Annotated in this window: 18 protein-coding genes; 9 read left to right on the top strand and 9 right to left on the bottom strand. The window is 44.1% G+C overall.

What is annotated here, in order from left to right:
* Positions 1 to 84 precede the first annotated feature (84 nt).
* Genes gloB through JX580_RS05315 form a run of 3 tightly spaced genes read left to right on the top strand, consistent with a single transcriptional unit; the run spans position 85 to position 4651 of the window.
* Entirely contained in the window at positions 85 to 879 is a 795-nt protein-coding gene (gene gloB, locus JX580_RS05325; RefSeq protein ID WP_248851761.1) for a hydroxyacylglutathione hydrolase, read from the top strand.
* Positions 869 to 2704: a LysM peptidoglycan-binding domain-containing protein gene (locus JX580_RS05320; RefSeq protein WP_248851760.1), complete on the top strand. Its 1836-nt coding sequence runs from the start codon at positions 869 to 871 to the stop codon at positions 2702 to 2704. The genes gloB and JX580_RS05320 overlap by 11 nt, the downstream gene beginning before the upstream one ends.
* Before the next feature lie 21 nt (positions 2705 to 2725).
* A complete protein-coding gene (locus JX580_RS05315; protein ID WP_248851759.1) occupies positions 2726 to 4651 on the top strand; it encodes a lytic transglycosylase domain-containing protein in 1926 nt (641 codons plus the stop codon).
* Between the two features lie 183 nt (positions 4652 to 4834).
* Here the strand turns inward: JX580_RS05315 and cysS are convergent, their stop codons facing one another.
* Positions 4835 to 6205: a cysteine--tRNA ligase gene (gene cysS / locus JX580_RS05310; protein WP_248851758.1), complete on the bottom strand. Its 1371-nt coding sequence runs from the start codon at positions 6203 to 6205 to the stop codon at positions 4835 to 4837.
* Between the two features lie 30 nt (positions 6206 to 6235).
* Positions 6236 to 7903, bottom strand: a complete 1668-nt coding sequence (gene glnS / locus JX580_RS05305) for a glutamine--tRNA ligase (protein ID WP_248851757.1) — start codon at positions 7901 to 7903, stop codon at positions 6236 to 6238.
* Between the two features lie 130 nt (positions 7904 to 8033).
* On the opposite strand from glnS, the gene JX580_RS05300 reads away from it, so the two are divergent.
* From JX580_RS05300 to JX580_RS05290, 3 genes are read left to right on the top strand one after another with little or no spacing between them, the layout of a single operon-like run.
* Positions 8034 to 8618, top strand: a complete 585-nt coding sequence (locus JX580_RS05300) for a peptidylprolyl isomerase (protein ID WP_432758397.1) — start codon at positions 8034 to 8036, stop codon at positions 8616 to 8618.
* A gap of 23 nt (positions 8619 to 8641) precedes the next feature.
* The gene (locus JX580_RS05295) at positions 8642 to 9145 is read left to right on the top strand and encodes a peptidylprolyl isomerase (protein WP_248851756.1); all 504 of its coding nucleotides are present in this window, start codon (positions 8642 to 8644) and stop codon (positions 9143 to 9145) included.
* Positions 9146 to 9149: 4 nt separating this feature from the next.
* A complete protein-coding gene (locus tag JX580_RS05290; protein WP_248851755.1) occupies positions 9150 to 9887 on the top strand; it encodes a UDP-2,3-diacylglucosamine diphosphatase in 738 nt (245 codons plus the stop codon).
* 86 nt (positions 9888 to 9973) lie between these two features.
* On the opposite strand, the gene JX580_RS05285 is transcribed toward JX580_RS05290, so the two are convergent.
* The 5 genes from JX580_RS05285 to JX580_RS05265 all read right to left on the bottom strand — a co-directional run bounded on the left by JX580_RS05285 (position 9974) and on the right by JX580_RS05265 (position 15087).
* Positions 9974 to 11548, bottom strand: a complete 1575-nt coding sequence (locus tag JX580_RS05285; RefSeq protein ID WP_248851754.1) for an ATP-binding protein — start codon at positions 11546 to 11548, stop codon at positions 9974 to 9976.
* Between the two features lie 122 nt (positions 11549 to 11670).
* Positions 11671 to 12963 (bottom strand): dicarboxylate/amino acid:cation symporter, encoded by a 1293-nt coding sequence (locus tag JX580_RS05280; protein ID WP_248851753.1) that lies wholly within the window; start codon positions 12961 to 12963, stop codon positions 11671 to 11673.
* 61 nt (positions 12964 to 13024) lie between these two features.
* Positions 13025 to 13321 (bottom strand): rhodanese-like domain-containing protein, encoded by a 297-nt coding sequence (locus JX580_RS05275; RefSeq protein WP_248851752.1) that lies wholly within the window; start codon positions 13319 to 13321, stop codon positions 13025 to 13027.
* A gap of 36 nt (positions 13322 to 13357) precedes the next feature.
* Positions 13358 to 13858 (bottom strand): phosphatidylglycerophosphatase A family protein, encoded by a 501-nt coding sequence (locus JX580_RS05270; RefSeq protein WP_248851751.1) that lies wholly within the window; start codon positions 13856 to 13858, stop codon positions 13358 to 13360.
* Between the two features lie 11 nt (positions 13859 to 13869).
* On the bottom strand, positions 13870 to 15087 hold the full coding sequence (locus JX580_RS05265) for an argininosuccinate synthase (protein ID WP_248851750.1): 1218 nt from the start codon (positions 15085 to 15087) through the stop codon (positions 13870 to 13872).
* Between the two features lie 129 nt (positions 15088 to 15216).
* Here JX580_RS05265 and asd point away from each other — a divergent pair, with 129 nt between their 5' ends.
* From asd to JX580_RS05250, 3 genes are read left to right on the top strand one after another with little or no spacing between them, the layout of a single operon-like run.
* The gene (asd, locus tag JX580_RS05260) at positions 15217 to 16140 is read left to right on the top strand and encodes an archaetidylserine decarboxylase (RefSeq protein WP_248851749.1); all 924 of its coding nucleotides are present in this window, start codon (positions 15217 to 15219) and stop codon (positions 16138 to 16140) included.
* Position 16141: 1 nt separating this feature from the next.
* Positions 16142 to 16480: a P-II family nitrogen regulator gene (locus tag JX580_RS05255; protein WP_248851748.1), complete on the top strand. Its 339-nt coding sequence runs from the start codon at positions 16142 to 16144 to the stop codon at positions 16478 to 16480.
* Between the two features lie 24 nt (positions 16481 to 16504).
* Complete coding sequence (locus tag JX580_RS05250; protein ID WP_248851747.1) at positions 16505 to 17233, top strand: hypothetical protein; 729 nt, start codon at positions 16505 to 16507, stop codon at positions 17231 to 17233.
* A 46-nt stretch (positions 17234 to 17279) separates the two neighbouring features.
* Here the strand turns inward: JX580_RS05250 and JX580_RS05245 are convergent, their stop codons facing one another.
* Both JX580_RS05245 and JX580_RS05240 read right to left on the bottom strand, forming a co-directional pair.
* Positions 17280 to 17432, bottom strand: a complete 153-nt coding sequence (locus tag JX580_RS05245) for a hypothetical protein (protein ID WP_248851746.1) — start codon at positions 17430 to 17432, stop codon at positions 17280 to 17282.
* 45 nt (positions 17433 to 17477) lie between these two features.
* Positions 17478 to 18395 (bottom strand): IS3 family transposase, encoded by a 918-nt coding sequence (locus JX580_RS05240; protein ID WP_248851884.1) that lies wholly within the window; start codon positions 18393 to 18395, stop codon positions 17478 to 17480.
* Position 18396: the final 1 nt, after the last annotated feature.

Below are 18396 nucleotides of genomic sequence, written 5' to 3'. Positions count from 1 at the left end.
TTAAGGGTATAATCCCAAAAATATTTTTTTACATTGTAACAACCAGGCCTGGTTATGCCTAGCCTCAAACTTAAAATCTAGACTATGAGCTTAACCATACATTCCATTCCAGCATTTGAAGACAATTACATTTGGCTGTTAGAAAGCGATCATCAGGCTTGGGTGGTCGATCCTGGCCAAGCTGAACCAGTGTTAGCGCAATTAGCTAAGCTAGGTTTAACTTTAACCGGTATCTTACTAACCCATCATCATTATGACCATACTGATGGAGTTGAAAAGCTTTTAGAATGTTACTCTAAATCAAAGGTTTATGCCGGTTACTTAATGCAAAAACCCTACATTACTCACCGAGTTAAACAAGGTGATCACATACAAATTGCCAATACGCAACTCAGTGTGCTTGAAACTCCTGGTCATACATTGGATCATATTGCTTTTTACAACGACCAAGTCTTATTTTGTGGCGACACCTTGTTTACAGGCGGCTGTGGTCGAGTTTTTGAAGGCAGTGCGCAACAAATGACCGACTCTTTACTGAAGCTACGTGCCCTGCCCGACAGCTTATCGGTATATTGTGGTCATGAATACACGCTCAGTAATATGAACTTTGCCTTACGAGCAGAGCCGGATAACCTGCAGATAGCACAGCGTCTTAGCCAAGTCAGAGAAAAACGCAAAATTCATCAAGCCTGTGTGCCTTCAAAACTAAAAGAAGAAAAGCTAACCAATCCTTTTCTACGTTTTGACCTTGAACCCTTAGCCACAGAGCTTGCTAAACGCAACCAAACCCAGGCAAAACTAACATCAAGCGATTTATTTGCGATTTGTCGCGCTTGGAAAGACCAACTTGATAAAACAGGTGAACTCGATGCCTTTTAAGAAAGATAACTTCGTATTTAATTCACGTTCTATGTTGCTGCCAACAACGCTGGTTATTGGGTTAATACTATCGGGTTGCCAAACAATTTCATTGCCTAAGTCGGTGGTAAAAGTTAATACCGAAATGCAAAATCAACACCATGAAGATCAACAGCGTATTCAACACGCAGAGCAATATTTAATCAGAGTGGATCAACCAAACCTTGAGGAATCGGCTTTTGATGATTTCATTAAAAGCCAAAGCCAGACCCTACCCTTTGATTTGGTGCAAAGTGACCAATCACACGAAAACCTTTGGGATGAACTCGCTACCAACTTTCATTTAATGGAAGCCAACCAGCCTAATTTTCAAGAGTATATCGCTTTTTATTTAAATAACCCTCGACACCTAGAGCGTATCTCCGTTAGAGCTAACCCCTACTTGTATTTTATCTACGAAGCGATTAATGAGCGTAATATGCCTTTTGAAATCGCGATGCTTCCGATTATAGAAAGTGCTTTTTATCCCTATGCCCGCTCAAATATGAGCGCAGTGGGTCTATGGCAATTTATGCCCTCCACCGGTCAGATGTTTGAACTTCATCAAAACTGGTGGTTTGATGGTCGACAAGATATCTACCTCAGTACGCATGCCGCATTAGACTACCTCGAAACCCTCTATGATCGCAACAATCAAGACTGGTTTTTAGCCCTAGCCTCCTATAACGCAGGCTACGGGCGCATTCTGCAAGCTACGGCTAGACTTAAGCGTGCAGATCCTAATGCAGAAGTTAATTACTGGTCTATTCGTCCTTATCTACCTGCTGAAACTCGCCATTATGTTCCTCAACTGTTGGCAGTAAGTTATTTGATAAAAAATAGAGACAAATATAACCTGACGATTGAACCTATTCAAAATGAACCTTATCTGACTCTAGTTGAGCTGGATCGTCAAATAGATCTCAACCAGGCGGCTAAAATGGCCGGGATTTCTAACGAACTTTTTAAGCACCTTAACCCCGGCTATCTTAAAAGCGTGACGCCGCCAGAAGGTCCGCACCACCTATTTCTGCCCCTAAGCAAGGTTGACGAATTTAATCAACATCTAGCCCATAACACCCAATTATTCGATATTCAGTGGGCGCGCCATGATATAAAATCTGGCGATACATTAGGGGCTATTGCACGGCGTTACAGTACATCCATTGACGAAATTAGACGTCTCAATAATATCCGCGGCAATACCATTCGCGCCGGTCGTACTTTGTTAATCCCAATTCCAGCAGATGAAACAACCCGCACGCGCCTAGCTCAAAGTAGCCCTGATAATTTAGGACAGCAAGCAACTACTGCTAGGACAACAAACAGTTCCAACTCATCCTATCATCGTCATCAAGTTGCGCGGGGCGAGTCCTTATCTGTGATAGCACAAAAATATGGTGTTAGCATTAATGAGCTAATTCAATGGAATAATCTCAACCCAAGGCAACCTTTACAAATCTCGCAGACACTTGAAATTAGAAATGGAAAAATCGGCCATAAAATCGAGCATCAAGTGCGTGAAGGTGAAAGTTTATGGGTAATCGCGCGACGTTACAATGTCACGGTTAATGAGTTGCGCAGTTGGAATCGCTTATCGAATACCAGTCTTATTCGCCCAGGTACAAAGCTAGATGTTTGGCAAGAAGGTCCTAACAATATCTACACGGTACGTCGTGGAGATACCATCTGGGATATAGCACGCAATTACAACATTAGCAGTAATGACCTTATGCGTTATAATAATATGAATGAAAATCAATTTTTGCGTCCTGGACAAATACTGCGCATTCCCGGACGAAGTTAATTCTGACTAGTCTAGGGGTTTATGTTTAAAACAATAATAAAACTAAAACAACTGCTTATACTCTTTGTTTTAGTTCCGACATTAGGTTTTGCGCAAACCCCTCAACAGCAATCCTTTTTAGCTGGGATTGAGTATTTAAAAAAATCAGATCGAGTAAACGCACAATTAGTGCGAACAGAGTTAGAAAATCATCCGCTGCTCCCCGTCTTTATTTATCAAGACATTATTCGCAACTTAGACCGCACTCCACCAAGCGTTATTTTAGGTTTTATTAAACAATATCAGCATCTAGCCATTTCCGATCGACTTTATCAACAATGGTTAACTCACCTTGCTCAAAACAAGGAATGGAGTGACTATTTGCAGCATGCTAAAGGAATAGAACTAGCAAGCAATGATCAGCAGTGCTGGCTATACCAGGCGAAAATAAATCAACAAGCCACGGATATTCTAATAACGGATCTTCGTAATCTATGGCTTGATCAAATAGAGCCCACCGACGCCTGCAAACCGCTAGAAGATTATCTGGTTAAAACAAATCAACTCCCAGGCTGGTTGATTTGGCAGAAAGTTGAACGAGCATTAACAGCCAATCAAGTCAATGTGGCCAGACAATTAGCGCGATACTTATCAACAGAAGACCGACAAGCTGTCAATCATTGGATTGAATTTCATAACCAACCGGAAAAGCTCATTACCGAACTCCCCAGCCTATCCTCAGCCTTTATTAATCGAAAGATTTTTCTTCACAGTTTGAATCGGCTTGCGAACCAACAGCCTGAAACCGCGAGCCAATTATTAAACCTTCACCAGCAACGCTATAATATTAAGCAGGATGAGCAGCAGACCATACAGCGAACTTTTAGCTTACGTTTAGCCTATCGCTATGACGAAAAAGCCCATGAGTTTCTTTACCGTTACAACCAACAATCAGCGGATCAAGATACCCTTCGATGGCAAGCGCAAATCGCACTGCGCCAATCAGATTGGAGCGGTTTGTATCAAACCATTAATATGATGGATCCGCTCGAACAGCGCCAATCAAAATGGCAATACTGGATGGCTCGCGCGCTAGACCAATTACAGCAAGCAGAAAAAGCAAGACCCATTTTTCAGCAGCTAGCACAAGAACGCAGTTATTATGGCTTTTTGTCTGCAGATCGGTTAAAACAGAGCTATAACTTATCAAGCCAACCGCTTTCAAATCCTGCTCAGCTTCAAGCGGTAAAGCAAGCCTACCCTGCTCTTGATCTCATTGAAAATCTTTTAGCAATTGGATGGCGGGTTAATGCCACGCGGGAATGGAATCATCTTCTAGGCCAGGCGAATGAGCAAGACCTAACCGCAATAGCGCAAATCGCTCACCAATGGCAAGCTTATGTTTTCAGCTTTAGAGCCTTGGCACAAGGACGGCAATGGGATCAGCTTGAATTACGCTTTCCGACACCATACCAGCAGCCCGTTATGCAAAACGCTGAAAAAAACCAACTCGATCCCGCTTGGATCTACAGCATTATTCGTAGAGAAAGCGCCTATCAAACCGATATTCGCTCTTCGGCGGGTGCAGTGGGATTAATGCAGCTCAGACCCAGTACAGCCCGCTATATTGGCCAACAACGGGGTTTATCAAGACAAACCTACCAAAATCTAACCGATGCACAATCTAACATTCAACTTGGTTCAGCTTACCTTCGGTATTTACTGGAAAAATTTGATGGTCACATGGTAAAAGCGACCGCAGCGTATAATGCAGGTCCAAGGCGGGTTAATGATTGGCTGCCGCCAAACAACAGTCTAGATGCCGATCAATGGATCGATGCTATCCCGTTCAATGAAACGCGTAAATACGTCAAAGCGGTGTTAGAACATAAAATTATCTTTTCTGCCCTGCTTGAGCAAGCGTCGCCCAGGCTCTCCTATTTAATGCCGCCAATTAATCCTAATTAATTTTTTTAGACATAAAAAAACCCGGCTCTAGGGCCGGGCTTAAAATTATCTTTTAAAGATAACTAAAGGAGGATACTCATGAAGAAACATGAATGGCTGTAGTTTAATAAAAACTTAATAACGTGTCAAATTATTTTTATAGGAATATAGATATAATTTATATACGTAAAGTTATTTTTATAATTAACTACGACGCCAGCTTGTCCCTTCCTTGCTATCGAGTAACTCTACCCCTTTAGCCAACAATTCATCACGAATTTCATCCGATCGCGCCCAGTTTTTATCGGCTCGTGCTTGAGTGCGTTCAACAATTAAGGCTTCAATCGCATCATCGGTTAAACCATCCGTTTGACCAACCTGGCTTTTGAAAAACGCTTCCGGGCTTTCCGTTAACAATCCCAAGCGGTTCGCCAGGCTTTGTAGCAAGGCTACCAAGCCGGGTTGTTGGGTTTTATTGACTTCTTTGAGCAATTCAAACAACACAGCCATCGCTTGCGGGGTGTTGAAATCATCGTCCATGGCTTCGTTAAACTTGGCTTCAAAGTCGGTGTTTTCTGCTACCAGGCCTGGTTCTGCGGCTTGCAACGCGGTATATAAACGCGCCAAGTTGGTTTTAGCAATATCCAGGTTTTCAATCGTATAGTTCAACGGACTGCGATAATGGCTCGATAACAAGAAATAACGAATCACTTCTGGATGATAATCTTTTAACACTTCACGAATCGTAAAGAAGTTATTCAGTGACTTGGACATTTTTTCGTTGTCCACGCGCACAAAACCGACATGCATCCAGGTATTCACATAATGTTCGCCGTGGGCACATTCCGACTGGGCGATTTCGTTTTCATGATGCGGGAACTGCAAATCCATACCACCGCCATGAATATCCAAACGCTCACCAATACAAGAGCCTGACATCGCCGAACATTCAATATGCCAACCAGGCCTGCCCTGTCCCCAGGCCGAATCCCAAGCCGGTTCATTTTCCTTAGACGCTTTCCAGAGCACAAAATCCATTGGGTCTTGCTTGTTCGGGTTAATTTCGACCCGCGCGCCGGCTTCAAGATCGTCTTGTTTTTTACCGGATAAACGACCATAAGACTCAAAAGACTTCACTTTAAAATACACATCGCCATTCGGTGCGGCATAGGCATGACCCTTTTCAATCAAGGTGTTGACTAGCTGCTGAATCTCCGGGATAAAATCGGTCGCCTTGGGTTCGATATCCGGGCGCAGAATATTCAACGCCGTTTCATCTTCATGCATCGCTTTAATGAAGCGCTCGGTCAGGCTTTGTACCGACTCTTGATTTTCAAACGCCCGATTAATGATTTTGTCGTCAATGTCAGTGATGTTACGCACATACTTAACTTCAAGCCCGCGCGCGCGCATGTGGCGCACCACCGTATCGAACACCACCATCACCCGCGCATGACCGATATGGCAATAGTCATACACCGTCACCCCGCAAACATAGATGCCGACCTTACCGGGTACAATTGGTTTAAACTCTTCTTTCTGACGGGTTTCGGTATTATAAATCTGTAAACTCATACATTTCTCTCAAGCTCGAATCAGGGTTAGTTAAGCGTTTTCGCTCCAGGTATCGCGTAGGCCAACGGTGCGATTAAGCACCAGGCCTGGGTGTTGATTGTCGCGACAGAAATAGCCTTCGCGTTCAAACTGATACGCCAATTCAGCTTGTGCATCGACCAGGCCTGGTTCAACAAAGCCTTTTTTAATCACCAATGAATCGGGGTTTAAAACCGCTTCAAAATCCTCAGCCTTGCCGGGATTAGGCACGCTAAACAAACGGTCATATAAATGGAATTCTGCCGGCACCGCTTTGCTGGCTTCAACCCAATGAATCACGCCCTTGACCTTGCGACCATCGGCTGGGTTTTTGCCCAAGGTATCGGGGTCATAAGAACAATAAATGGTTTTTAACTCGCCGTTTTCATCGTTTTCAAAGCGTTCCGCTTTAATAATATAGGCATTACGCAAACGCACCTCTTTACCCAGCACCAAACGTTTAAAGTGTTTATTAGCTTCTTCGCGGAAATCATCGCGGTCAATGTAGACCTCACGGCTAAAGAAAATCTCACGTTTACCCATCGCCTCGTTTTGTGGATGCACCGGTGCTTGAATCGATTCGATCTGTCCCTCAGGATAGTTTTCAATGATGACTTTGACCGGGTTTAACACCGCCATCGAACGCGGTGCGTTCACATTCAAATCATCACGCACCGCCGCTTCAAGAATCGACATTTCGGTAAAGCTATCCACCTTGCTGATGCCAATGCGCTCGGCAAAGTCACGCAAAGACGCAGGGGTATAACCGCGACGACGCAAACCGGAAATGGTCGGCATCCGCGGGTCATCCCAGCCGGACACCAGTTTATCGTCCACCAATTGATGCAGCTTACGCTTTGACATCACGGTATATTCAAGATTTAAACGCGAAAACTCATACTGACGCGGACGGGTGGCGTTTGGCAAGGTGATATTGTCCAAAATCCAATCATACAAACGACGGTTATCCTGAAACTCCAAGGTGCATAAGGAATGGGTCACGCCCTCAATCGCATCAGAAATGCAGTGCGCAAAGTCATACATTGGATAGATACACCAAGCATCACCTGTTTGGTGATGGTGTTGATAACGCACCCGGTACAATATCGGGTCGCGCATGCACATAATCGGCGAGCTCATATCAATTTTAGCGCGCAACACGCACTCACCTTCTTTAAAACCACCGGCACGCATTTTTTCCAATAATTGACGGTTTTCTGTCGCAGGCGTGTCGCGATAGGGACTCGGTTTACCGACTTCAGTCAGCGTGCCGCGATATTCGCGCTGTTGTTCCATGTTTAAAAAACAAACATAGGCCAAGCCCTTATCCACCAACTCCATCGCATACTGATAAAACTGCTCAAAATAGTTAGAGCTGTAACGAATCTCGCCCGACCATTCAAAGCCCAACCATTGCACATCGCGCTGAATCGACTCTACATACTCCATATCCTCTTTCGCCGGATTGGTGTCGTCAAAACGCAAGTTACACTGACCTTGATAATCCAGCGCCAAGCCAAAGTTTAAGCAAATCGATTTAGCATGACCAATATGCAAATAGCCATTTGGCTCTGGTGGAAAACGGGTTTGGATTGACTTGTGCAATCCAGATGCTAAATCTTCATCAATAATATTTCGAATAAAGTGGGGGGCGCGTTCGCCCGTTTCAGCATGACTCATCGACTTGGTCCGTTATTAATTGAGTAAACTTGCCATTATATCATTCAACATCAAAGCTTGTGATATGTTCCTTGCATCAAATAACAATGCTAAAATACATGAGTTTTTAATTAATTTAAGGTAATCCGGCATGAAAAAAAATCCTACCCTACTGGCCCTTAGCCTAACCCTGATGGTGAGTTTGTTCTTTAGCAGTTGGACGGTAAAAGCTGAAAATCCTCAAGTTTTGATCGAGACCAACAAGGGATCAATGATTATTGAACTCTACCCTAACGAAGCGCCGATTAGTGTTGAAAACTTCCTTAGCTATGTTAACAGTGGTTATTACGACGGCACCATTTTTCACCGTGTCATTGGCAACTTTATGATTCAAGGTGGTGGCTTTGACACAGATTTTAATCGAAAGCCAACTCAAGCGCCGATTCAAAACGAGGCGGATAATGGCCTGCAAAATCGTATTGGTACGATTGCAATGGCGAGAACCAATGACCCGCATTCTGCCACCTCGCAGTTTTTCATTAACGTAGCGAATAATAACTCACTGGACTTTCGTGAAAAAACTCCGCGTGCCTGGGGTTATGCGGTGTTTGGTCGTGTAACTGATGGCATGCGCACCGTTAATCAAATTCGTGGTGTTCCAACCACCAGTCACCAAGGGCATCAAGATGTACCGATAGAGCCGGTGATTATCGAACGCGCTAGACAAATTAAATAAACTAAAAAATCAAAGGAAAAAAGATGACGCAAGTTACTTTCCATACCACAATGGGTGATATTAAAATTGAAGTCAACCACGAGCAAGCCCCTATCTCTGCGGCGAACTTTGTGCAATATGCTGAAGATGGTTTTTACAATGGCACCCTTTTTCATCGGATTATCCCTAACTTTGTCGTTCAAGGCGGTGGTTTGGTTGAGGGCATGGAATCAAAACCCAATCGTGACCCGATTAAAAATGAAGCTGATAATGGCTTGAAAAATCTAAAAGGCTCACTTTCTATGGCGCGTACCATGGACCCTAACTCCGCCACTTCACAGTTTTTTATTAACCTAAAAGATAATGATTTCTTAGACCATACTAGCAAAGATATGCATGGTTGGGGCTATGCCGTTTTTGCCAAAATTGTTGAAGGTATGGATGTGGTTGAGAAAATGGCTAAGGTTAAAACAACCCACCGCCTAGGTCACCAAGACGTTCCAGTAGACGATATTACTATCGAAAACACTACGGTTGAAAAGGCCTAGCTTTTTGCTTAACGCACCCGTCTGTTATATTCTGGCTGATGTTCACCTTCAGCCAGACCATCAAGATCCGATTAACCTCGCCTTCATACGCTTTCTTACCGAATGGGCCGTGCAAGCCGATCAAATCTACATTCTCGGTGATTTATTTGAAGCCTGGGTAGGTGATGATCTAGGCACCATCACCTATGCAGAAGAAATTGCCGCGATAAAAGCCCTCGTTCAACAGGGTACTCAAGTTTTTATTGGTCATGGCAATCGAGATTTTTTGTTAAAAAAGACATTTTATCAAGCTAGCGGCGCACACCCGCTCGAAGACATCACAAAGGCCAATATCCAAGGTACCGATTTTTTACTGTTACATGGCGATCAACTTTGTAGCGATGACCAGGCCTATCAAAAAATGCGGCGTTGGTTTCATCATCCCTTGGTGCAATGGTTGTTTTTGCGTTTGCCAAAAAGCAAACGAAAGCAAATTGGAGAAAAGCTCCGTGTAAAATCCGCGACCTACTCGCAACAAAAACCGATCGAGATAATGGATGTCGCCAACCAAGCGGTTGAATCCTTAATGCAAAGCTACCCGCAAATCAAGCATTTAGTACATGGCCACACCCACCGACCGGCAAAACATCGGTTAGATGGCAAACTATCAAACAAAACCAGATGGGTTTTAGGAGATTGGCGACCTGAAGCCCAAATTCTAAAAATAGAACAGGGGCAACCAGGCCTGGTGAGTTTTAAATAAAGTTTAACTGAGACCTCAAACTATTACTGCAAGGCTTTTACAACCTAAGCGACCCCGCTTGTGAAAAACAACCTGCCCGCGATTTATTATTCCGTCGATTTGTTAAGGTTCACCCTTTCCCATTCAAGCTGGCTGATTTTTTTCTGTTCTGTATCAAACTGTATACCAATCAAGTAAATAGGTTTTTGTTCGTCAAGATATTTATCGGCATAATCTTTTTCTTTGATTTGTTGCAGCGCGTCGGTGTTGGCTTGACCTGGTCGATCGACTTTGAATTCAAAAATATAGATGGCTTGATCCATCAGAATCGTCAGGTCGATACGACCTTGGTTAGTGACGTCCTCGCCAATAATGTTGAGGCCGAGGCTTTGCAGATAGACATAGATGACGCTGGCGTAGAAGCCCTCATAATTTTTGATGTCATTATTGGTGTAGTTGTGATACGGAATACCGGCAAACATGCTAGTCAGCGCTTTTTTGAATCCTTGCATATTTGCTTCTACCAGGCTTTTGTAGATATACGTTTTGGTTGGGATTGGACGCTTGTCTTTAATCAGCAGATCAATAATGGTGTCGTTCAGCGATTGTTTGACTTCTTTGTTGGGGATTTTCAGGGTGTATTCGAGCGTTTCAAACAGCGTGGTTTGCACGGTATCAATGGTGAGGTAGCCGCTTTGATACAAAATCACTTCTAAATCTAGATTGTCAATATCAAAACTGTTGAGCAGTTTTTCATCGACACGGAGGTTCGTTAAACTGGGCAGGAAATAATGTTGTTTTTTAATCAGTTCAATTAAAAAAGTTGGTGTGCCGCTCTCAAACCAGTAATTTCTGAAGGTATGTTCATTGGCAATGAATTTTAGAATGTCAAACGGGTTGTACATTTGGCTGTCCAAGAAATTATAGCCGTTGTACCATTCTTTCACCTTGTCCATATCGACGCCTTCAAGATATGGTGCAAAGGTGGTTTCTACATCCTGCTGACTGTAGCCACATATATCGCCAAATTTTCGCTGTAGTGAGATATCGGTGATATTATTTAAACCGCTAAAAATTGAGGTTTTGGTGAACTTGCTCACGCCGGTGAGAAACGCAAAGCGCAAAAACTCGTCACTACCTTTGATCACGCTGTAGAAATTGACTAAACCATCGCGGATTTCTTTTGCCACGGCCATATCCATGATATTGTCAAGAATCGGCTTGTCGTATTCATCAACCAGCACCACCACTTTTTGGTTGTACTTGACGTGGGTTTTGCGGATCAGTTCTTCAAAACAGCCCGCCACACTGTCAAGTTCTTCGCAGTCAATATCCAGTTCTTGGTGGTTTTGTTTCAGAATGCGCAATAGCCTGTGATCCAATTGTTCGCGACTCTCAATTTTACCGGAAGCAAAGCTCACCCGAATCACCGGATAACTGACATCCCAATCCCATTTATCTTCAATCGCCAGGCCTGCAAAGAAGTGTTTATTGCCTTCAAAAATATTGCGCAATGTATCCAAAAACAGCGATTTTCCAAAACGACGCGGGCGACTTAAAAACACATACTTATAACTTTGCAACAGCTCATAAGCCAGCGCGGTCTTGTCGATGTAAACGTAATCATCTTCACGAATTTCGCTAAACGTTTGGATACCAATCGGCAGTTTTTTCAGAGTCATGGGGATTCTCGAATGAGTGCTATCGGCTTAGTATAGCAAAATTGCAAAAATAGCACCTTAAATGCTTTCTTCTGCCATTAACACATAACCCAGCCTGCACTTGCAAAGTTCTAGAGCTTAAATTAAGCTTTATTTGAAGTTTCTGCTTCAGTTGCCTTCTCTAGTGAAGAATATAGATTTAGTTCGCCTTCCGAGCGTGCAATCACTACCGCACCCACCGAATCACTGAATATGTTCACTGAGGTTCGCATCATATCCAATAAACGATCTACCACCAGCAAAATGCCCAAGGCTTCAATAGGTAAACCAACCGCTAACAAAATAACACTAATCGCAACCAAGCTAGCCGAAGGAATGCCTGCAACGCCAATTGAGGTTGCCAAGGCTAAAATGACCACCAGTAACTGCTGGCTCCAGCTAAGATCAACCCCAAATAACTGAGCAATAAACAACACCGCGACACATTCATATAACGCGGTACCGTCCATATTAACGGTGGCACCCAAGGGTAAAACAAAGCTGGTTACACGGTTTGAAACCCCGGCGCGATGCTCGATATTTGACATGGTGACCGGTAAGGTTGAAGCAGAAGAACTGGTAGAAAATGCGGTTAAAAGTGCCGGGAACATCGCCTTATAGTGTAACCAAGGGTTTTGAATTTTGCCGACAAACTTTAAAATCATAGGCATCACCACAAAAAAATGCAATGCCAACGCCAAGCTCACGGTTAAGAAGAACCACGCCAAATTACCAAACTGCTCAAACCCGGTACGGGCGACCGATGCCGCCACCAAGCCAAATACGCCATAGGGCGCAAACTTCATGACTAGATGAGTGATTTTCATCATCACCTCAAAAATGGCCTGCCAAAAATCATGCATCACTTCCCGTGGCCGACCGGTTAACTGCGTCATAAAAAAACCAAATAACAGACTGAAAAAGATCAATCCCAACATTTGCATCTCAACGGCTGCCTTGAAAATATTATCAGGAATCATCCGAACAAAAATTTCGGCTATATCCCCCATGCCTTTGCCTTCAATGGCGCTCATCAATTGCGTATTGGTTTCTATTACCGGAGCCTCAGATTGGCCGGCACCCGGTTGAATAATATTCACCAGAGTTAAACCAATCAAAATGGCGATTAAACCGGTAGCGGCATAATAACTCAAAGTCTTTAAACCTAAACGGCTAAAGCCCTGCTGACCACCAATATTACTGACCCCTAATATAATTGCCGATACCACTAAAGGGATAACAATCATTTTGAGCGCATTTAAAAATAAGGTACCGATAAAATCATAAATGGCAATCCAGCTAATACCCAGAATCGTGCCGGTCACTCCGGTGGCGCTGCCCATTATGGCGGCCAGTACCAAAGCGATAAGAATTTGCCAATGTAAAGCAAGTTTCATGTTATTTACTCCTAGCTTAGAAATGAAAAAAGCGCCAGAGGCGCTTTAAAGAAGAACGGAATTAAATGTCAGGGCATTGATACCAAGCCATTGATGGTCCAAGATTATGCACACTGGCAAATCCCTGCCCCATTAGTATTTGTTGAGCCATATAGGAGCGTTGTCCCGAACGGCAAAATACAACAATCGGTAAAGCCTTATCCAGCTTTTGAGCAGCAACCTGGTCAATTTCATGCAGCGGAATATTAATCGCTCCAGGAATGGGTTCCATCATAAACTCTTGCGGTGTTCTTACATCCACCAATTGGCCTTGATGATGTGCAATCAAGGCCTTCGCTTGTTCACAAGGTATAAACATTCAGTTCTCCAATCAAAATTTGCGCCATGTTAATGGTTAAGCGCTGAAAAAGCTAATATAAATAATCCATACCCCTATTAGGGCAAATAAGGCCGCAATCAAATCATCCAACATAATGCCAAAACCACCGGAAACATGGCGATCTAACCAACCAATCGGCCAGGGTTTGATAATATCAAACACCCGAAATAACCCGAAAGCCAATAACCACCATAACCAGGCCTGGTCAGGCAGAAGCAAGAGTACTAACCAAATGCCAACAAACTCATCCCATACAATCCCACCGTGATCATGCACACCCACTAACTCGGCAGCTCGACCACAAATCCAGCTACCGGCCACCAGCCCTAAGCCAAATAACAGCCAGGCAACAACCGGCGCATAGACCACGAGCGGGATAAATAACAACCAACCAAGCAAAGTTCCCCAGGTTCCCGGGGCTTTGCGAGCTAAACCTGAACCGAAACCAAAACCCAGCATTAATGCCGGGTGTTGACGTAATTCAGTCCAACTTGGCCAGTGAGTTGGATTCGACATCTTGACAGAGGTTACTTAGCTTGGCGCTTACGAGCGGCAATCCGCAAACGTAACGCGTTCAACTTAATAAAGCCCTCAGCATCTTTTTGATTGTAAGCGCCCTTGTCATCTTCAAACGTCGCAATCGATTCATCAAACAAACTGTCAGATTCAGACTTACGGCCTACAACAATCACATTGCCTTTATAAAGCTTTAAACGCACTACACCGTTTACTACCTTTTGAGAATGGTCAATCGCGGCTTGCAACATTTCGCGCTCCGGGCTAAACCAGAAACCGTTATAAACCAATTTGGCATAGCGTGGCATCATTTCATCTTTCAAATGCGCGGCTTCACGGTCTAGCGTAATCGATTCAATCGCACGATGGGCTTTAAGCATAATCGTACCGGCTGGCGTTTCATAACAACCACGAGACTTCATACCCACAAAACGGTTTTCAACCAAATCATCACGACCAATGCCGTTGGCTCCGCCGATTTTATTTAATTCTGCCATAATCGTCGCCGGTGACATAGCTTGACCATTCAACGCCACGATATCGCCTTTTTCATAGGTCAACTCAATATAAGTCGGCTCGCTCGGCGCATTTTCAGGTGCAACCGACCAACGCCACATGCTCTCTTCAGGTTCTGCCCAAGGATCTTCCAATACACCGCCTTCATAAGAAATATGTAGCAGATTCGCGTCCATTGAATAAGGCGACTTTTTCCCCTTCTTATTTTCAATCGCTATATTGTGTTGCTCAGCATAAGCCATCAATTTTTCACGTGAGGTTAAATCCCACTCACGCCAAGGTGCGATCACCTGCACATCCGGCATTAAAGCATAAGCCCCTAACTCAAAGCGAACCTGGTCATTGCCTTTACCGGTTGCGCCATGCGAAATCGCATCAGCGTTCACATCCTGCGCTATTTCAACCAAACGCTTAGCAATCAATGGACGAGCAATCGAGGTGCCTAATAAATATTCGCCTTCATAAATAGCATTCGCACGGAACATCGGGAATACAAAATCACGCGCAAATTCTTCACGTAAATCTTCGATAAAAATCTCTTTAATCCCCATCGCTTGTGCTTTAGCACGCGCTGGTTCCACCTCTTCGCCTTGACCAATATCTGCGGTAAAGGTTACCACTTCACACTGATACTCATCCTGTAACCACTTAGCAATGATTGACGTATCTAAACCGCCTGAATAAGCCAACACAACTTTTTTAATATCTGACATTTTATTTCCTTTAGTGAATTATGAATCGAAAGATCGACTCAAGCCTATAAATTTGCGCAATTATACCTTAAAATCTAAGTTTTTAGGGCTCGAAGCTTCAAGTCTTTATATTTTAAAAAGGACACAGTCATGCCGTTGATGGATTATGTTAAGGTTGTACCCCAGTATCTTTTACCTAAGCAACTGCTCTCCGAAGCCATGCACGGCTTTATGCATATTCAAGTGGGTTGGATTAAAAACAACACCATTAAAGCCCTCGGCAAAATTTACAAGATCGACCTCAACGATGCACAAGAACAAAATATCGAAAACTACCCGCACTTCAATGCCTTTTTTACCCGTGCTTTAAAACCCGAGTCTCGCCCGATTCACCCGGGGGATTCCGTTTGGGTTAGCCCGGTCGATGGTGTTATTAGCCAATCAGCACCGATAAAAGACAATAAACTCATCCAAGCCAAATGCCATGAGTACACCACAGAAGCCTTGGTAGGTGGTGATATCAGCTATGCTAAGAAATTTAAAGACGGTGACTTTGCCGTTATCTACCTATCGCCCAAAGATTACCATCGCATCCACATGCCACTCAAAGCGCAACTTCTTTCTATGACCTATGTTCCCGGTGATCTATTCGCGGTCAACCCAGCTACGGTGAATCTGGTTCCGGGTTTATTTGCGCGCAACGAACGCTTGGTGTTACGCTTTAAGTCCGAGCAAGGCCATTTCTGTCTAGTTATGGTTGGGGCTATTTTTGTTGGCAGCATGGAAACCGTATTTCAAGGGAAGATCACCCCACCCTATGGTGCAACGCTACAACACTGGGACTACAAAGATCAAAACCTTAATTTTGAAAAAGGGGAAGAAATCGGCCGATTTAACATGGGATCAACCGTGGTATTATTAACCCAGCAAGGCCAGTTCCCGGAACTCGGTCAGCAACAAACACGATTTATCAAAATGGGCGAAGCCTTTTGCTTTCCAACGCCGCCCAACCCCGAAAACATAGAGCAAGACCCCATCAACAACGACGATGAACAAGCCATAGGAGGCCTGTAATATGAAACAAATCACTGCCATTATCAAACCCTTCAAACTCGACGATGTGCGCGATGCACTCCATGATATCGGAATTCACGGTATGACCGTAACCGAAGTCAAAGGCTATGGTCGTCAAAAAGGCCACACAGAAATGTACCGAGGTGCGGAATATGTGGTTGATTTTTTACCGAAGCTGAAACTTGAAATTGCGGTATCGAATGAACTGGTCGATAGCGCGATTGAAGCGATAGTTCAAGCCGCACAAACCGGCAAAATCGGTGATGGCAAGATTTTCGTGACCAGCATAGAGCAAACCATCCGCATTCGCACTGGTGAAACGGGGCCTGATGCACTTTAAAGCACAAAATATTGAGGTAAACCCATGAAAAATCGCCCTCTCGCCTATGGTTTGGTAGGACTTGCACTGACAAGCCTCCCCGTTTTGACTTCCGCTAATGCGGTTGAACAATGTTTCGCAAAAGCAATTACCCAACCTTGTCAACTGATAACCCAAGCCGAGTTCGATAAGCTTAGCCCTGACTCGATCAAAGCCTACAAACTGAAAGCTCAAGCCAAATATGAAGAAGCCGATCCAGAGGATCAAATCCCCGCTTACCATTATTGTGCGTTTGAACCCACCGAAAACCCAAATAGAGATACGCCACTCATGGGGCTAAGTCATGCCATGAGCTTGCATATCTCAGTCGAAGCCTTCAACCAAGATCAACTACAAGAACTCCCACCTGCTTGGCAGCAAAAACTTCAGGGGAAATCCACCAAAGAAATTTTTAACTTTCTGATGGAACCTGGAACACGTAAACAAATGATGTTGGATGTTATTCTCCAAGAAGATCTAAGCGCTCAAGAATTAGAAATGGCTAAAGCGATGGTATCGCAAATGCCAGAACCTAAAATTCAACCCGTAAAGAATCTAGCAGAAGCCGGTTATTGGGAAGTGATTGATTTTGGTATCGGTTCTCAATTCGGACATGTCTCAGTCCTTCAAGGCCAACATATCCTAAATATTGAGTTAGAGCACGGTCAGGCAGAAGAATACAAAAACTGGTTAATTAACCTAGCAAAAAGCATCGTTAATCAGTGCAAAAAATAACCCTGTAAAAGCAATGGCAAGCAAGTAAACCAACTGGCCTGGTGGTTTACTTAACTGATTCAGTAATTCGTTTAGATCCACTCAGATGATAGGGGGCTAAAACCGCCAAAGCGCATACCACCACAAACGTCGCGGCATTCGCAGGAATCTGTAAATTAAAATCAAAAAAACTATGGATCATAATTGACACTAACGCCATCGTGACTCCAAACCCTAACCCACTGCGAAACAAAGACTTGGACTGTCAACCCTTTTTCGTACACAAAGACGCCCATTTTTTATCTAGTTCCTTCATCGCCCTGATCCACTGATTTTCATACTCTACCGGCGAGTAATTGTCATTGGTACTGTGCATTCTTTGGTGGTTGTACCAGCCAATATAATCAGACACGTCATATAATGCCTGCTTGCCTGTGGCGTAGGTGGTGCGATACACGCGCTCCTTTTTCAAACTGGCAAAAAAGCTTTCTACTACCGCGTTATCCCAACAATTACCCCGTCTGCTCATGCTGGGTTTAATCCCCCAGTGCTTGAGCACGTTGCGATAAGCCTTGGCTACAAACTGGCTGCCTTGGTCGGTGTGGATAATCAGCCCGCGTGTGGGTTTTCGGCTCCACAAGGCTCTCAATAACGCTCTTTTGACCAGTTGGGCCTCCATTCGGCTATCCATCGCCCAGCCGACCACACGGCGTGAATACAGGTCAATAAACACCGCGAGGTATTGCCAGCCTTCAAGCGTTCGAATGTAGCTGATGTCCGCGACCCATTTTTGATTTGGACCTTTGACATTAAATTGACGCTTGAGCGCATTGGCCGCAATCCGGTCATCGTCAATCGCCGCTACATTGCGATTGCAATAACGCTGGCGCGTGATGACTTTTAACCCCAAAGCTTTCATCCGTTCGATTATACGTCGGCGACTAACCTCCAGCTTATGCTCACGTTTGAGGGCGGTCTTAATCCGCCGTGCGCCAATCGTTTGGCTATAGCGTTCAACCATTTCAGTAATATGCTGATCTAGTTGAGTCTGCTCGCTGTCCTGCTCTGTTTGTCTTTGTTTACGTTGCGCCTGAGTTCGTATGTAACTGGTGTAGCTGCTTCGCTTAACCCCTATCAGCCTACAGAGACGACATGCACTGGAATCGGCTTTATGTGCATCAATC

Origin of the sequence: Thiomicrospira microaerophila (assembly GCF_023278225.1) — a bacterium.
Classification (GTDB): domain Bacteria; phylum Pseudomonadota; class Gammaproteobacteria; order Thiomicrospirales; family Thiomicrospiraceae; genus Thiomicrospira; species Thiomicrospira microaerophila_A.
The sequence above is the reverse complement of the archived record's forward strand: the minus strand, read 5'-3'. Positions and strand labels throughout refer to the sequence as shown.

Coding starts and splice junctions, on each gene's coding strand:
- JX580_RS05285 (WP_248851754.1), bottom strand. CDS start 11,548: ATGACTCTGAAAAAACTGCCGATTGGTATCCAAACGTTTAGCGAAATT.
- JX580_RS05270 (WP_248851751.1), bottom strand. CDS start 13,858: ATGTCGAATCCAACTCACTGGCCAAGTTGGACTGAATTACGTCAACAC.
- JX580_RS05280 (WP_248851753.1), bottom strand. CDS start 12,963: ATGAAACTTGCTTTACATTGGCAAATTCTTATCGCTTTGGTACTGGCC.
- JX580_RS05295 (WP_248851756.1), top strand. CDS start 8,642: ATGACGCAAGTTACTTTCCATACCACAATGGGTGATATTAAAATTGAA.
- JX580_RS05315 (WP_248851759.1), top strand. CDS start 2,726: ATGTTTAAAACAATAATAAAACTAAAACAACTGCTTATACTCTTTGTT.
- gloB (WP_248851761.1), top strand. CDS start 85: ATGAGCTTAACCATACATTCCATTCCAGCATTTGAAGACAATTACATT.
- JX580_RS05255 (WP_248851748.1), top strand. CDS start 16,142: ATGAAACAAATCACTGCCATTATCAAACCCTTCAAACTCGACGATGTG.
- JX580_RS05320 (WP_248851760.1), top strand. CDS start 869: ATGCCTTTTAAGAAAGATAACTTCGTATTTAATTCACGTTCTATGTTG.
- JX580_RS05245 (WP_248851746.1), bottom strand. CDS start 17,432: ATGGCGTTAGTGTCAATTATGATCCATAGTTTTTTTGATTTTAATTTA.
- JX580_RS05275 (WP_248851752.1), bottom strand. CDS start 13,321: ATGTTTATACCTTGTGAACAAGCGAAGGCCTTGATTGCACATCATCAA.
- JX580_RS05265 (WP_248851750.1), bottom strand. CDS start 15,087: ATGTCAGATATTAAAAAAGTTGTGTTGGCTTATTCAGGCGGTTTAGAT.
- glnS (WP_248851757.1), bottom strand. CDS start 7,903: ATGAGTCATGCTGAAACGGGCGAACGCGCCCCCCACTTTATTCGAAAT.
- cysS (WP_248851758.1), bottom strand. CDS start 6,205: ATGAGTTTACAGATTTATAATACCGAAACCCGTCAGAAAGAAGAGTTT.
- asd (WP_248851749.1), top strand. CDS start 15,217: ATGCCGTTGATGGATTATGTTAAGGTTGTACCCCAGTATCTTTTACCT.
- JX580_RS05300 (WP_432758397.1), top strand. CDS start 8,034: ATGAAAAAAAATCCTACCCTACTGGCCCTTAGCCTAACCCTGATGGTG.
- JX580_RS05250 (WP_248851747.1), top strand. CDS start 16,505: ATGAAAAATCGCCCTCTCGCCTATGGTTTGGTAGGACTTGCACTGACA.